Origin of the sequence: Streptomyces sp. NPDC001480 (assembly GCF_042894725.1) — a bacterium.
GTDB lineage: Bacteria > Actinomycetota > Actinomycetes > Streptomycetales > Streptomycetaceae > Streptomyces.
Genome location: NZ_JBIAVX010000004.1, coordinates 421272 through 435837, shown reverse-complemented (window position 1 = coordinate 435837; position 14566 = coordinate 421272). Strand labels below are relative to the sequence as shown.

The 14566-nt window shown below is 69.7% G+C and carries 10 protein-coding genes; 7 read left to right on the top strand and 3 right to left on the bottom strand.

Annotated features, from left to right (window positions below):
- Positions 1–102: 102 nt before the first annotated feature.
- From ACFY01_RS12260 to ACFY01_RS12250, 3 genes are all read right to left on the bottom strand, one after another.
- The gene (locus ACFY01_RS12260) at positions 103–1434 is read right to left on the bottom strand and encodes a radical SAM protein (RefSeq protein WP_390735618.1); all 1332 of its coding nucleotides are present in this window, start codon (positions 1432–1434) and stop codon (positions 103–105) included.
- A 110-nt stretch (positions 1435–1544) separates the two neighbouring features.
- Positions 1545–2612, bottom strand: coding sequence for a LacI family DNA-binding transcriptional regulator (locus ACFY01_RS12255; RefSeq protein WP_390735617.1), 1068 nt, complete (start codon positions 2610–2612; stop codon positions 1545–1547).
- Positions 2609–3616 (bottom strand): hydroxyacid dehydrogenase, encoded by a 1008-nt coding sequence (locus ACFY01_RS12250; RefSeq protein ID WP_390735616.1) that lies wholly within the window; start codon positions 3614–3616, stop codon positions 2609–2611. The genes ACFY01_RS12255 and ACFY01_RS12250 overlap by 4 nt, the downstream gene beginning before the upstream one ends.
- 120 nt (positions 3617–3736) lie before the next feature.
- Here ACFY01_RS12250 and ACFY01_RS12245 point away from each other — a divergent pair, with 120 nt between their 5' ends.
- From ACFY01_RS12245 to ACFY01_RS12215, 7 genes are all read left to right on the top strand, one after another.
- Entirely contained in the window at positions 3737–4981 is a 1245-nt protein-coding gene (locus ACFY01_RS12245) for an FAD-binding protein (protein WP_390735615.1), read from the top strand.
- Positions 4982–5110: 129 nt separating this feature from the next.
- Positions 5111–6355, top strand: coding sequence for an ROK family transcriptional regulator (locus ACFY01_RS12240; RefSeq protein ID WP_390735614.1), 1245 nt, complete (start codon positions 5111–5113; stop codon positions 6353–6355).
- 11 nt (positions 6356–6366) lie between these two features.
- The gene (locus tag ACFY01_RS12235) at positions 6367–8226 is read left to right on the top strand and encodes a glycoside hydrolase (protein WP_390735613.1); all 1860 of its coding nucleotides are present in this window, start codon (positions 6367–6369) and stop codon (positions 8224–8226) included.
- Positions 8227–8477: 251 nt separating this feature from the next.
- Entirely contained in the window at positions 8478–9743 is a 1266-nt protein-coding gene (locus ACFY01_RS12230; RefSeq protein ID WP_390735612.1) for an ABC transporter substrate-binding protein, read from the top strand.
- A 21-nt stretch (positions 9744–9764) separates the two neighbouring features.
- Positions 9765–10730 (top strand): carbohydrate ABC transporter permease, encoded by a 966-nt coding sequence (locus ACFY01_RS12225; protein ID WP_390735611.1) that lies wholly within the window; start codon positions 9765–9767, stop codon positions 10728–10730.
- Positions 10727–11623 carry a carbohydrate ABC transporter permease gene (locus ACFY01_RS12220; protein ID WP_390735610.1) on the top strand — a complete coding sequence of 299 codons (897 nt, stop codon included), beginning with the start codon at positions 10727–10729 and terminating at the stop codon, positions 11621–11623. Before ACFY01_RS12225 ends, ACFY01_RS12220 begins: the two co-directional genes overlap by 4 nt.
- A gap of 12 nt (positions 11624–11635) precedes the next feature.
- Positions 11636–14527, top strand: a complete 2892-nt coding sequence (locus ACFY01_RS12215; RefSeq protein WP_390735609.1) for a glycoside hydrolase family 2 TIM barrel-domain containing protein — start codon at positions 11636–11638, stop codon at positions 14525–14527.
- The last annotated feature ends 39 nt before the right edge of the window (positions 14528–14566 follow it).

Genomic DNA, 14566 nt, shown 5'->3' with positions numbered 1-14566 from the left:
CATGACGACCGGGGTGGGCACATGCCTGCCCACCGTGCCCCACATCTCCGGCCTCTTGTACGGACGGGACCCCGTTCGCGTTCACCGTCCGTCGCGGGAGGATCACACCTGCGCCGGTTCCTCCTCCGGGTCCCGCGCCGGAAGGCTGTCCATGAAGGAGCTGACGGAGAACACGGCGCGGCCGGGTCCGGGCGGGCCGTAGCCGGGGGGCGAGGAGAGACCGAAGTCGTCCATGGTCTGGCGGTAGGCCTGGAGCAGCCGGATGTGGTACTCCAGCGGCGCGCCCTGCGGGTTGGCCTTGCCGAGCGGCGTGGTGGGCTCGGGGCACCAGGTGGTGAAGCGGGGCGTGATGCCGTGCGACATGAAGAAGCGCAGGCCCTCGGTGGTGGAGGCGATGGCCTCGTCGACGGTGGTGAAGCCGAACGGCTCGGCCATCTCCACACCCGCGACGAAGTTGGGGATGACGTTGCGGGCGCCGAAGATCTCCGCCGAGTCGAGGATCCGCTTGTGCCACTCGTCCCGGCCGACGTAGCGCTCCTTTCCCGGGCAGTACAGCTCGAACAGGCGGCGGTCCCACACCTCGTAGTTGGGGTGGTAGATCTGCACGCCGTAGTCCTTGAACCGCTGCACGTCGTCGCGCGGCAGCGCCTGGGCGACGACCTTGCCGATCCAGCGGCCCGGGAAGCGCTCCTCGATGGCCTTGGCGTAGTGGCCGTAGAAGTCGGCCTCGTCGCGCCCGGCGACCGTCTTGGTGATGGCGCCACCGGTGAGGGTGTAGGCGGTGGACGCCTTCTGGGTGTCGTACCGGTCGATGATCTCCAGCGCCTCCAGGACCTCCTCCACGTCCTTGACACCGGTGTAGGGGCGCCCGGCCGCCTTGTGCTGGCGCCAGTTGTGGTTGATGTCGCAGTACTGGCACTCCTCCTTGGCGCCGAAGTACTGGCAGACCCGGAAGACGGTCAGGTAGATCAGGTAGCCCCACTGGATGGTCGGGGCGACCTCCATCACCGACTTCCCGTTGGACAGGGTGTGCCGGTAGTACTCGGGCATCGGGGGCACGCCGACGTCCGCGATCCGCTTCCCGTCGAGGTACAACCCGAGCAGCCCCTCGCCGTCGGCGGCGACCCGGTAGGGCGAGGCCGGGTTGACCCGCACCGAGACGACGGTGCGCCGCAGGTCGTACGGGCCGCCGGTGAGGATGATCTCCTCGGGGGGCCGGCGCAGCGCGGCCTCGCCGAGCTCGGGCAGGGTGCCGTGGTCGAAGGAGAAGATGAAGTACGACTTCGGCTTCACCTCGCCGCCCTCGTTGTCGGACAGCGCGGACGCGTCGAAGGCGACCCCGCCCCGGAGCAGGTCCTCCTTGAAGACGGCTTCCCGTGGTACGTGCGGGAACCTCTCCATCAGATCCTCGACCAGTGCGGTACGGCTGCCCATCCCGTGTCTCCTCCCGGCTCAGGCGTTCGACTCCTCACGGTATGCCCCCGCCTGTACGACTGCCCGGCCGGGTCCCCCCACGGGCGAGTCGGCCGCCGCGGAGCGACGGGTCAGTCACCCGCCCGCCGCGTCGACTCCCGCAGCACCACATGGGTGCCCAGCACCAGATGCTGGCCGTCGGGCAGCTCGTCGCGGTGCAGGGCCAGGCGTACGGCGGCGCGGCCCAGCTCCTCCTGGGGGACGTGCACGGTGGTGAGCGCGGGATACACGTCGCGGGCGACCGGGATGTCGTCGTACCCGGCGACCGCGACATCGTCGGGGATGCGCCGGCCCGCCTCGCGCAGGGCCTGGACGACCCCGGTGGCGATCATGTCGGTGGCGGCGAAGACCGCGGTGAACTCTCCTCCTCCGTCGAGGAGTTCGCGGGTGGCCCGGTAGCCGTAGGAGCGGGAGAAGGCGCCGTCGAGGATCAGGGCGGGATCCGGGGTCAGCCCGAGGAGTTCATGGGCCCGGGTGAAGCCGCGGACGCGCCGGCCGCTGGTGGACAGGCCGGGGACCCGGCCCAGGTAGGCGATGCGCCGGTGGCCGGCGGACAGCAGATGGGTGGTCAGGGCGAAGGCGCCGCCCTCGTTGTCGTAGTCGACGACCGTGGCGGGCACGCCCGGTCCCAGGGGCGGGCGGCCGACCAGGACCAGCCGGGAGCCGGCCCGGTCGAGGGCGTGCGCGAAGTGGGTCATGCGGTCCTGGTAGGCCTTGTCCTCCCAGGCCCCGCCGACCACGATCACCGCGTCCGCGCGCTGCTCGCGCATGGTCTCGACGACGGCGAGGATCCGGCGCGGGTCGCCGTGCGTCGTGCACAGCATGCACAGCCGGCCCTCCGCGGAGGCCTGCTCCTCCACCCCGCGCGCGATGTGGGCGTAGAAGGGTCCGGTGACGTCGTCGACCACGAACGCGACCGTCTTGTTGGTGGCGCCGCCGAGGGCCCGGGCGTGCGCGTTGACCACGTAGTCCAGTTCGCGCATGGCCTTGAGGACCCGGGCCCGGGTGGACTCGGCCACCGGGTAGGTGCCGCCGAGGACGCGGGAGACGGTCGAGGCGGAGACGCCGGCGCGCGCGGCGACGTCCCGTACGGTCGAGGCGTCACCGCCCGCCGTCTGCGTCCGCCTGGCCGTGGTCACGCCGCCCGCTCCAGCACGGTGTGGTCGATCGCGTACTCCAGCCGGCTCCCGTTCACGAGCCGTTCGGCCTCGTCCGCGACCGTCTGTCCGAGGCGGGCCACCTCGTTGCCCTGGGAGCCGGCGAGGTGGGGGGTGACGAAGGCGTTGGGCAGGTCGAAGAGCGGCGAGTCGGCGGGCAGCGGCTCGGGGTCGGTGACGTCGAGGACGGCGCTCAGGCGTCCGGCGCGCAGTTCGGCGACCAGGGCGTCGTGGTCGACGAGCGAGCCGCGCGCGGTGTTGATCAGGACCGAGCCGCTCGGCATCAGGGCGAGTTCGCGGGCGCCGACGAGGTGCCGGGTCTCCGGGGTCTCGGGGGCGTGCACCGTGACGATGTCCGAGGCGCGCAGCAGTTCGTCGAGCGTGACGAGGGGGACGCCGAGCCGGGCGGCCTCCGCCTCGTCGACGTAGGGGTCGGCGAGGCTCACCCTGAGGTCGTAGGGGCGCAGCAGCTCGATCAGCCGGCGGCCGATGCGGGAGGCGCCGACGACGCCCACGCGGCGGCCGTAGTTGCCGATCCCGGGCAGGATGTCGCCGTAGGGGAATTCGCGGCGGGTGCGCAGCTGGTCGCGGTAGCCGAAGACGTCCTTCCCGGCGAGCAGGATCATGGCGAGGGTGTACTCGGCCACGGGCAGCGCGTTGGCCGCGGCGGCCGAGGAGACCGCGATGCCGCGCCGCCAGACCTCCTCGGTGGTGAAGCCCTTGACCGAGCCGGCCGCGTGCAGCACCGCGCGCAGTCTGGGGGCCGCGTCCAGGGAGGCCGCGTCCAGGCGGGGGCAGCCCCAGCCGGTGATCAGGACCTCGGTGTGGGCGAGCGTCTCCCGGATGCGTGGGTCGGTGAAATCCCGTGCCACCAGAGTGGGATCGATTTCTACGTACTCGCGCAGCCGGGCGAGCACCTCCGGCGGGAAGATGAGCGGCACGTTCTGGTCCGTCATGGCGAACAGTGCCTGGGGACGCTCGGGCAAGGAAGTGACCTTCCGGCTCGGTGACGCATGGATAGCAACCGGTCTCTACGGTAGGCGGCGGCGAATGAGAGGGTCAATGGACACGCAGTCATGGACAGGCAGTCACCGGGAGGGGCAGGGATGACTCAGGTGGTCACCAACTGGGCGCGCAACATCATCTACACGGCCAAGGAGTTCCACCGTCCGCAGTCGTCGGACGCGCTCCGGGCCCTGGTGGCCGGGAGCACGAAGGTGCGGGTGCTGGGCAGCGGGCACTCCTTCAACGCGATCGCCGACCCGGGCGCCGACGGTGTCCTGCTGTCCATCGCCGGTCTCCCGCCGGTGCTCGACGTGGACACCGCGGCCCGTACGGTACGGGTCTCGGGCGGCGTCCGGTACGCGGAACTGGCCCGCGCCGTACACGCGCACGGCCTCGCACTGCCCAACATGGCGTCGCTGCCGCACATCTCGGTGGCCGGTTCGGTGGCGACCGGCACACACGGCTCGGGGGTCGGCAACGGGCCGCTGGCCGCCGCGGTGCGTGCGGTGGAGCTGGTCCTCGCGGACGGCTCGACGGTGACGATCGCGCGCGGGGAGGAGGGCTTCGACGGTGCGGTGACCTCCCTGGGAGCGCTGGGTGTGGTCACCGCGCTGACCCTGGACCTGGAGCCCCGCTACGAGGTGGAACAGCACCTGTTCACCGAACTGCCACTGGACGGCCTGGACTTCGAGGCGGTGGCGGGGGCCGCGTACAGCGTGAGCCTGTTCACCGACGCCCGGGCGGCCGGTTTCCGGCAGGTGTGGGTGAAGCGGCGCACCGACCAGGCGCCGGTGGACTTCCCGTGGGCCGCGCCGGCGACCGTGGCTCTGCATCCGGTGCCGGGCATGCCGGCGGAGAACTGCACCGAGCAGTTCGGGGTGCCGGGGCCGTGGCACGAGCGGTTGCCGCACTTCCGGGCGGAGTTCACGCCGAGCAGCGGTGCGGAGTTGCAGTCGGAGTACCTGCTGCCGCGGTCGTCCGCCCTCGATGTGCTGCATGCGATCGACGGGATCCGGCAGACAGTCGCCCCCGTGCTCCAGACGTGCGAGGTGCGGACGGTCGCCGCCGACCGGCAGTGGCTGAGCCCGGCCCACGGGCGGGACTCGGTGGCCGTCCACTTCACCTGGGTCGAGGACGCGGCGGCGGTGCTGCCGGTGGTGCGGCGGGTGGAGGAGGTGCTGGAGGCGTTCGGTCCGCGGCCGCACTGGGGGAAGGTGTATGCCATGTCCGCATACGATGTTCGTCGACGGTATGCACGCCTCGCCGACTTCCTGGCGCTGGCCCGCTCATTGGACCCCACCGGCAAGTTCTCCAACGCCTTCGTGCAGGATGTCCTCGGCACCTGAAGAGCGGCGGACTTTATAAAGCCCCTTTCCTAACCCCTTGTCGAAAGTCCTCGGCACGCCATAGCCTTGCGCCGCGCCGGTGCCCGTCACGCCCGGCACGGCCTGGCAGCGATGGGAGGGGCAGCCTTCGTGAAGCGCACATCACGGGACATCCGCACCGCGAACCGCTACGAGGTGCTGCGCCAGATCATCGCCGAGTCGCCCACCTCCCGGCAGGAGCTGGCGGCCGCCACCGGGCTGAGTCTGGCCACGGTCGCCACGCTCGTCGGCGAGCTGCTGGACCTGCGGATGATCACCGAGGTCGGCTTCGAGGACTCTGCGGGCGGCCGCCCCCGGGGGCTCGTGGCCGTCAACGCCTCGGGGGGCGCGCTGATCGGCGTCGACATCGCCGAGACGTATGTCCACGTGGAGCTCTTCGACCTCGCCCTGAACGTGCTCGCCCGCGCCGACGAGGAGATGCGTCCCGGTGAGAGCCTGCCGGAGCAGGTGGTCAGCCATGTCGCCGCCGCCGTCGGCTCGGTGGTCGCGCAGGCCGGTATCGAGGGCGCGCGGGTGCTGGGCGTCGGGGTGAGCGTGCCGGGGCAGGTGGACCGGGACACCGGTGTCTCGGAGTACGCGCCCAACTGGGACTGGCACGACGTACCCCTGCTGGACCTGCTGTCCGAGGTCATCGCCTACCCCCTCTACCTGGACAATCCGCTGCGCGCCGGCGCGGTCGCCGAGATGTGGTTCGGGGCGGCACGCGGGCGCGGGGACGCGGTGGTGGTCAACCTCGGGACCGGCGTCGGCGCGGGGCTCGCCCTCCACGGCGGGCTGTACCGGGGGGTGAGCAACAGCGCCGGCGAGTGGGGCCACACCACGCTCGTCCTGGACGGGCGGCTGTGCCGCTGCGGCAACCACGGCTGTGTGGAGGCCTACGTCGGCGCGCCCGGCATCATGCTGAACCTGCGGGAGCTGAGCCCGCAGAGCCCGCTGCTGCACCCCGAGGACCAGACCGCCACCATCGACGCGCTGGCCCGCGGCGTGGACGCGAACGATCCCGTGGCCCTCAAGGTCGTCCGGGAGACGGCCCGTTACATCGGCGCGGGCATCGCCAACCTGGTCAACGTCCTCAACCCCGAAGTGGTCGTGCTCAGCAGCTGGGTCGCCCGCAGGCTCGGCGAACCGCTGCTGCACGAAGTGCGCGAGGCCGTCGGACGGCACGCGCTGAGGCGGCCGTTCGCCGCCACCGAGATCGTCCTCTCCCCCATTCCCACCGACCCGGCCTGCCTGGGCGCGGCGACGTTCGCGCTGGAGGGTGCCCTTCAGTCGGTGGGACAGAGGACCGCGAAACGCACCACCACCGCAAGGAGCCGTACCGCACCGCCTTCATGACGACGGAAGGGATGCACGTGCCTCACCCCCGCACCACCGGAATCCGCACCAGAAGATCCCTGGCCCTGACGGCCGCAGCCGCGTTCGCTGTCACCGGCCCCCTGATATCCGCCCCCGCCGCCTCGGCCGCCACCCCCACGGCGGCCGAAGTCTCCCCGCACGCCGCCCAGGCCATCGACGACATCGGCGCCTCGGGCGCCTGGTGGGTCAACGACCTCCAGCACTTCTCACCCAAGGTCCAGGCCCGGGTCGCCAAACTCCTGTTCTCCGCCAAGGGCCTGGACCTGAGCTCCTACCGCTACAACATCGGCGGCGGCGGAGTCGCCGTCACCACTGCGGCCCGGGCCCCCGAGGACTTCCTCGACCCCGACGGCGGCTACGACTGGAGCAAGGACAAGGGCGGTCGCACGTTCCTCCAGTACGCCGCGAAGTACGGCGTCGAGGACCTGATCGGCTTCGTCAACAGCGCACCCGCCCGGTGGACGACGAACGGGCAGAGCTGCGGCGGCCAGTTGAAGGCGGAGAACCAGTCCGACTTCGCCAAGTACGTGGCCGACGTCACCGACCACTTCGCCCGCACCGGCGCCCGGCTGGACTACATCAGCCCCTTCAACGAGCCGGACAACGACTTCGGTTCGTGCGGCCAGGAGGGCATGAAGGTCACGCCCGACCAACGCGACGACATCGTAAGGGCGTTGGGAGCCGAACAGCGGGCCCGGCACCAGAAGACCTCCGTCATCGCGGACGAGTCCAGCCAGACCACCCAGTTCGTGTCCGAGGTCCCGCAGTGGATCTCGCAGCCGGGCACCGCACAGTACGTGTCGGCGCTGGCCCACCACACGTACAACAACCCGAACGACGGCCAGCTCGGCAACGTCTACGAGACGGCGAAGACGGTCGGCAAGAAGTCCTGGGCGACCGAGATCTGCTGCTTCGGCAAGGGCAGCACGGGCTGGAACCAGGAGTACGACCCGACCATCGACAACGCCCTGCTGATGTCGAGGATCATCTACAAGGACTTCGCGAGCTCCCACGACTCGGCGTTCCAGTGGTGGGTGGCGCTCGCGAGCGGGTACGGCAGCGACCCGTCGGCGAAGAACGACGAGGGCTGGAACGACGGCCTGATCTACTACGACCCCGACTACGCGACGAACGGCAACCAGACGCTGTACTTCACCAAGCGGTACTACGCGCTCGGCCAGTACAGCAAGTTCGTGAAACCGGGCTCGGTCGCGCACGACGTGACCGGGGCGCCGGCCGGCGTGGAGGTGTCGTCGTACGACCGGGACGGCAAGTGGGTGGTCGTGGTCAACAACCACAACACCACGGACACCGCCCTGAACCTGCACTTCAACAGCGAGGCACCCAAGCGGGCCAGGGAGGCGGTCCGCACCTCCGCCACCGAGAACTGGGCGGACGTCGCCAAGCCGTCCGTCAGCGACGGCACGGTGTCCACGACGCTCGCCGCGCGCTCCGTCACGACGTACGTCTTCGACCAGAAGGGCCACGGCGGTTCGGCAGTGACCGGCGCCTGGCAGGGCAAGCAGTCCGGCAAGTGCCTGACGGCGGACGCCTCCGGAGCCGCGATCGGCACCTGCACGGGTGAGGCCGGGCAGTCGTGGTCGTACGACGCCAAGGGCGCCCTGAAGGGCGCGAACGGGTACCTCACCGCCGGTGCTTCGGGCCTGACGACGTCCCCCGGGTACACCGGTGACGCGAGCCAGCGCTGGCTGCTGAACGCCAACGGCCAGATCCTGAGCGAGGCGTCGGGCAAGTGCCTGGACGTCAGCGGGCAGGCGACCGCCGACGGCGGCAAGGTGATCCTCTACAGCTGCACCGGTGGCTCCAACGAGGTCTGGAACAAGGCCTAGTCACCCTCCCCTCCCCTGACCGAGGGCCGTCGGCCGGCCCCCTGACCCGGCGGCCCTCACTCCTCCTGCGCCGTGCCCCTGTTCGTGATTCCGAACCGGACACAACGCTTCGAACAGACTTCGTCCAACCCCTTGCCGAAGCCTTAGCCGAAGGTTAACGTCCCGCACCGCAGCAGCATTTCGAGCCATCGAGCCGCTCCGGCACCGAAGCGAAGAGCCACAGCACCACTCGACAAGACAAGGACGTCAGCATGTCGGCAATGAGCAGCAGTAACTGGGACCGCCGATCCATATTCCGGGCCGCCGCGGGCCTGGCCGCCGCCGGCACGCTGGCCGCGTGCGGCAGCAACAACGGCCGGAGCGGCGGCAGCGGTTCGGGCAAGCAGCTCACCCAGTACTTCCACGCCTACGGCGAGGCGGGCACCCAGCAGGCCCTCAAGCGGTACGCGGCGGCCTACAAGGACGCGAACGTGACCACGCAGTGGATCACCAGCGCCGACTTCGAGAACAAGCTCTTCGCGACGCTGCTCACCAAGAACGCGCCCGACCTGTTCGAGTTCCACCCGCAGATCCAGATGGTCAAGAGCGGCCAGGTGGCGGACCTGAGCGACATCATCGACCCGGTCAAGGACGACTTCAACGCGGCCGACATCAAGTCGCACACGGTCGACGGCAAGATCTACGGCGTCCGGATGATCGACGACCCCCAGTTCTTCTTCTACCGCAAGTCGATGCTGGAAAAGGCGAACGTCAAGGTCCCGACCACGTTCGACGAGCTGATGGAGGCCGCCGCCAAGCTCACCACCGGCAAGGTCAAGGGCCTGTACATCGGCAACGACCTGCACGCGGTCATCAACCCGATGATCTGGTCGGCGGGCGCCGACACCCTCGACGACAAGAACCAGATCGCCTACCACACGGACGGCGTCGTCGAGGGCATCAAGAAGATGCGCAAGCTGTTCACCAGCGGCCACCTCCTGCTCGGCGCCCCGACCGACTACTGGGACCCGTCCGCGCTCAACCAGGGCCTGTGCGCCATCCAGTTCTGCGGAATGTGGGCGATGCCGCAGTTCCAGCAGGCGCTCGGCGACGACTGGGGGATCTTCCCCTTCCCGAAGGTCACGGACAACGGCAAGCAGTCCGTCTACAACGGCGGCTGGTCGATGTTCGTCAACGCCAAGGGCAAGAACGTCGACGCGGCCAAGGAGTACGTGAAGTGGCTGTGGATCGACCAGAAGAAGTACCAGGAGGACTGGGCCACCTCGTACGGCTTCCACATCCCGCCGCGCAAGTCCATCGCCGCCACCGCCACCAAGCTCAAGTCGGGCAACGCGGCCGAGGGCGTCAAGCTCTTCAACGAGTTCGGCCACTTCGACAACATCGGCTGGACCCAGGCCATGATCACGGCACTGGAGGACGTCTTCGCCGACTCCGTCCGCAAGGGCGGTGACCCGGAGGCGGCCCTCGACAAGGCCGACAAGGCGGTGGGCCGCGAGCTGAAGAAGCTCTTCGGATAGACCGCGGACGGAAACGGCACCATGTCGACGACCACGACGCGCGACCTCGCGAGCCCCGCCCCGGCGAAGCCTTCCAAGGCCAAGCCGCGGCGGGGTCTGCGGGCCAGCAGCACCTTCAACTTCTGGCTCTTCTCCGCACCGTTCCTCATCGGGCTGGCGATCTTCGTCTATGTCCCGATCGGCTGGAGCGTCTACCTCAGCTTCTTCGACGCCCGCTTCACCGTCACGCCGAGCAAGTTCATCGGCTTCGACAACTACCACTTCATGCTGACGAACGACGACTTCGTCGGCTCCCTGGGGACCTTCACCGTCTTCGCCGCGTTCATCGTGCCCACCACCTGGGCGCTGTCGCTGGGCCTGGCCCTGCTGGTGAACCGGCTCCGGTTCATGCGGGCGTTCTTCCGCTCGGTCTTCTTCCTGCCCACCGCGTGCAGCTATGTCGCCGCGTCGCTGATCTGGAAGATGTCCATCTTCAACGGAGTCCGCTTCGGCCTCGCGAACACGGTCCTCGGCTGGTTCGGGATCGACAACATCGCCTGGTTGATCACCCCCGACCCGCCCTGGTACTGGCTGGTCATCGTCACCGCCCGCCTGTGGCTCCAGTCCGGCTTCTACATGATCCTCTTCCTGGCCGCGCTCCAGAACATCCCGCAGGAGCTGTACGAGGCCGCCGCCATCGACGGCGCCAAGCCGGGCTGGCAGACCTTCCGGCACATCACGCTGCCCCAGTTGCGCGCCACCTCGACCGCGGTGATCCTGCTGCTGCTCGTCGCCGCCTACCAGGCCTTCGACGAGTTCTTCAACCTGCTGTCGAAGACGACCTGGGGCCGTCCGCCGCTCGTGGAGCTGTACTACCGCGCCCTGGGCGAGAACCAGGACTACGGGGCCGGCAGCGCCGGCGCCGTCATCCTGACCGTGCTGATCTGCGTGGTCACCCTGTTCCAGGGCAAGATCATGGGCTTCGGAAGGGGGGAGGAGTCCAAGTGACCACCACCGCACCAGAGACGAGCAAGACCGCGCCGCCGTCGGGCAGGCCCCGCCGCACCAGGCGCGGGGGCGGCGTCATGGGCAACACCGGCCTCTACATCGCCGTCAGTGTCGCCGCCTTCCTGTTCCTGATCCCGTTCTACATCATGGTCCGTAACGCTCTCACCACGGACCCCGAGATCACCGGGGAGCACTGGGAGATCTTCCCCACGCACCTTCAGTGGGGAAACTTCAGCGAGCTGTTCAACGACCCCATGGTGCCCTTCGGCCGGTCGCTGCTGAACTCCGCGGTCGTCGCAGTCCTGCACACCAGCGGCGTCCTGCTGATCTGCTCCCTCGCCGGCTACGCCCTGGCCCGCATCCCCTACAAGCACGCCAACAAGGTGTTCTACGCGGTCCTCGGCACCCTGATGGTCCCGACCGCCGTGACCTTCGTGCCCAGCTTCGTGCTGGTGTCGTCGCTCGGCTGGGTGGACAGTTACCGGGGTCTGATCATTCCAGGGCTGTTCAGTGGTTTCACCTGCTTCCTGTTCCGGCAGTACTTCCTGGGGTTCCCCAAGGAACTGGAGGAGGCGGCGCGTGTGGACGGGCTCGGCTACTGGGGTGCGTACTGGCGTGTCGTGGTGCCGAACTCGCTGAACTTCTTCGCGGCGATCGCCACCATCACCTTCATCAGCGGCTGGAACTCCTTCCTGTGGCCGCTGGTCATCGGTCAGAGCCCGGACGCGTGGACCGTCCAGGTCGCGCTGTCGAACTACATGACCAACCAGACCGTCGTCTTCCACACGATCTTCATGGCCACCGCCATTTCCATCCTGCCCCTGCTGTTCGTGTTCCTCTTCCTCCAGCGCTGGCTGGTGCAGGGGATCGCGCAGACCGGTATCAAGGGATGAGCTAGGAGACCGATGTCTTTCCGCACCACAGCCGTCGACTACGTCGAGGACGTCTCACCCGGCAACGGGGCGCTGCCGCCCCGTGCCCGGTACGCCACCTCGGACGCGAGAACCCTGTCCCTGAACGGCAGTTGGCGGTTCCGTCTGTCGGCGACGGCGGGCGCCGAGGACGACGCCTTCGCCGAGCCGGGGTACGACGCCGACGGCTGGGCGGAGGTGTCGGTCCCGGGCCACTGGGTGCTCCAGGGCGGCGGCCGTTTCGGCTCCCCCGCCTACACCAACCACCTCTACCCGTTCCCGGTCGACCCGCCCCGGGTCCCGACCGAGAACCCCACCGGTGACCACCTGCGCGTCTTCGACCTGCCCGAGGACTGGGACCTGGATGACGGCGGCGCCGTACTCCGCTTCGACGGCGTGGAGTCCTGCGCCCGGGTCTGGCTGAACGGCACCGACATCGGCGAGTTCAAGGGATCCCGGCTGCCGCACGAGTTCGCGGTCGGCCATCTGCTGAAGACCGCCGGCAACGTACTGGCCGTCCGTGTCCACCAGTGGTCGGCGGGCTCGTACCTGGAGGACCAGGACCAGTGGTGGCTGCCCGGCATCTTCCGTGACGTCACCCTGCTGCACCGGCCGGCCGGCGCCGTCCTGGACCACTTCGTCCACGCCTCCTACGACCACGCCGGCGGGCTCGGCACCCTGCGCGTCGACTCCGACGTGGACGGCCGGGTCACCGTGCCGGACCTCGGCATCGACGTCGCGACCGGTGAGTCGGTGACGGTGCCGGTCGAGCCGTGGTCGGCGGAGACCCCGAAGCTGTACGACGGCGTGCTCGCCACCGAGGGCGAGCGCGTGCCGCTGCGCATCGGCTTCCGCACGGTCGAACTGGCCGACGGCCTGATCAAGGTCAACGGGAAGGCCGTCCTTTTCAAGGGCGTCAACCGGCACGAGTGGCACCCGGAGAAGGGCCGCGCCCTCGACCTGGAGAGCATGCGCGAGGACGTGCTGCTGATGAAGCGGCACAACATCAACGCCGTCCGCACCTCCCACTACCCGCCGCACCCGGCCTTCCTCGACCTGTGCGACGAGTACGGGCTCTGGGTGATCGACGAGTGCGACCTGGAGACCCACGGCTTCACCGAGCAGGACTGGCGGGACAACCCCGTCGACGACGACCGCTGGACCCCGGCACTGCTGGACCGCGCCGCCCGCATGGTGGAGCGCGACAAGAACCATCCGTCCGTCGTCATCTGGTCCCTCGGCAACGAGGCCGGCACCGGCCGCGGCCTGACCGCCATGGCCGAGTGGATCCACGGCCGGGACGCCTCACGCCTCGTGCACTACGAGGGTGACGTCGACTGCCGTGACACGGACATGTACTCGCGGATGTACGCGGGCCACGCCGAGGTCGAACAGATCGGTCAGCGTCTGGACGGTGGCACGCACAAGCGCCGTGAACTCCCCTTCATCCTCTGCGAGTACGGCCACGCCATGGGCAACGGCCCCGGCGGCATCGCCGACTACCAGCAGATCTTCGAGTCCTACGACCGGCTCCAGGGCGGCTTCATCTGGGAATGGATCGACCACGGCGTCAAGGACGAGCGGTACGGCTTCGCGTACGGCGGTGACTTCGGGGAGGAGCTGCACGACGGCAACTTCGTCTGCGACGGACTGCTCTTCCCCGACCGGCGGCCCTCCCCCGGTCTGGTCGAGTACAAGAAGGTGATCGAGCCGGTCCGGATCGAGGGCGACCTCGCCGACGGAACCGTACGGATCACCAACAGGTACGACTTCGCCGATCTGTCGGCGCTGGCCTTCGAATGGTCGTACCAGGTGGACGGCGAGACGGTCGAGTCGGGCCCGCTGTCCGTGCCGGTGCTCGCGCCGGGCGAGTCGGCCGACGTGAAGCTGCCCGAGCCGCCCGCGGCCGGGAGCGGTGAGACGCAGTGGACGGTACGGGCGTTGCTCGCCGCCGACACGGCGTGGGGGCCCAAGGGCCATGTCGTCGGGTGGGGACAGTCCCCCGTCTCGGCGAGGCGGGCGCCGTCCGTCGCCCCGACCGCCGGACCGGTGTCCGACGACCGGCTGATCACCCTGGGCCCGGCCTCCTTCGACGCCCGCACCGGAGCGCTGCGGTCGGTGGGCGGGGTGGAGGTCACCGGGCTGCGCCTCGACGTGTGGCGGGCGACCACCGACAACGACGACGGCGCGGCCTGGCAGACCGACATCCGCTACAGCGAGGTGTGGCGCAAGTTCGGCCTGCACCGCATGCGGCACCGTCTCGACGGGGTGGAGGCCGGTGCGGACGCGCTCACCGTGCGGACCCGGGTGGCGCCGGCGGCCTGGGAGGTGGGGCTGTCGACGGTGTACCGGTGGACCTCGGACGGAGAGCGTCTGCGGCTGACCGTGTCCGTGACGCCGGAAGGCGACTGGACGGCGTTGCCGCTGCCCCGGCTCGGCATCCGCTTCGGCCTGTCCGGCGCGGACACCGACTCGGTGACCTGGTTCGGCGGCGGTCCCGGCGAGGCGTATCCGGACACCCGGGCGGCGTCGATGGTCGGCCGCTGGCAGTCGACGGTCGACGGTATGCAGACACCGTATGTCCGTCCGCAGGAGAACGGCGCCCGCGCCGACGTACGCTGGGCGGAACTCGGCGGGCTGCGCGTCGAGGGCGACCCGGAGTTCTGGTTCAGTGCCCGTCGCTGGACCACCGAGCAACTGGACGCCGCCGCCCACCGCAGCGATCTCGTCCCCGGCGAGACGGTGTGGGTCCACCTCGACCACGGCCAGCACGGCATCGGCACCGCGTCCTGCGGCCCTGGCCCGCTGCGGCAGTACTACCTGCTCGCAGAACCCACCGAGTTCTCGTTCGTCTTCTCGCAGGCAGGTGGACCTGCAGGGTCCTGACGAGCCCGCGGAGTCCTGGCGCACGACCCCACGCCCGCG

Coding starts and splice junctions, on each gene's coding strand:
- ACFY01_RS12260 (WP_390735618.1), bottom strand. CDS start 1,434: ATGGGCAGCCGTACCGCACTGGTCGAGGATCTGATGGAGAGGTTCCCG.
- ACFY01_RS12245 (WP_390735615.1), top strand. CDS start 3,737: ATGACTCAGGTGGTCACCAACTGGGCGCGCAACATCATCTACACGGCC.
- ACFY01_RS12235 (WP_390735613.1), top strand. CDS start 6,367: ATGCACGTGCCTCACCCCCGCACCACCGGAATCCGCACCAGAAGATCC.
- ACFY01_RS12230 (WP_390735612.1), top strand. CDS start 8,478: ATGTCGGCAATGAGCAGCAGTAACTGGGACCGCCGATCCATATTCCGG.
- ACFY01_RS12225 (WP_390735611.1), top strand. CDS start 9,765: ATGTCGACGACCACGACGCGCGACCTCGCGAGCCCCGCCCCGGCGAAG.
- ACFY01_RS12215 (WP_390735609.1), top strand. CDS start 11,636: ATGTCTTTCCGCACCACAGCCGTCGACTACGTCGAGGACGTCTCACCC.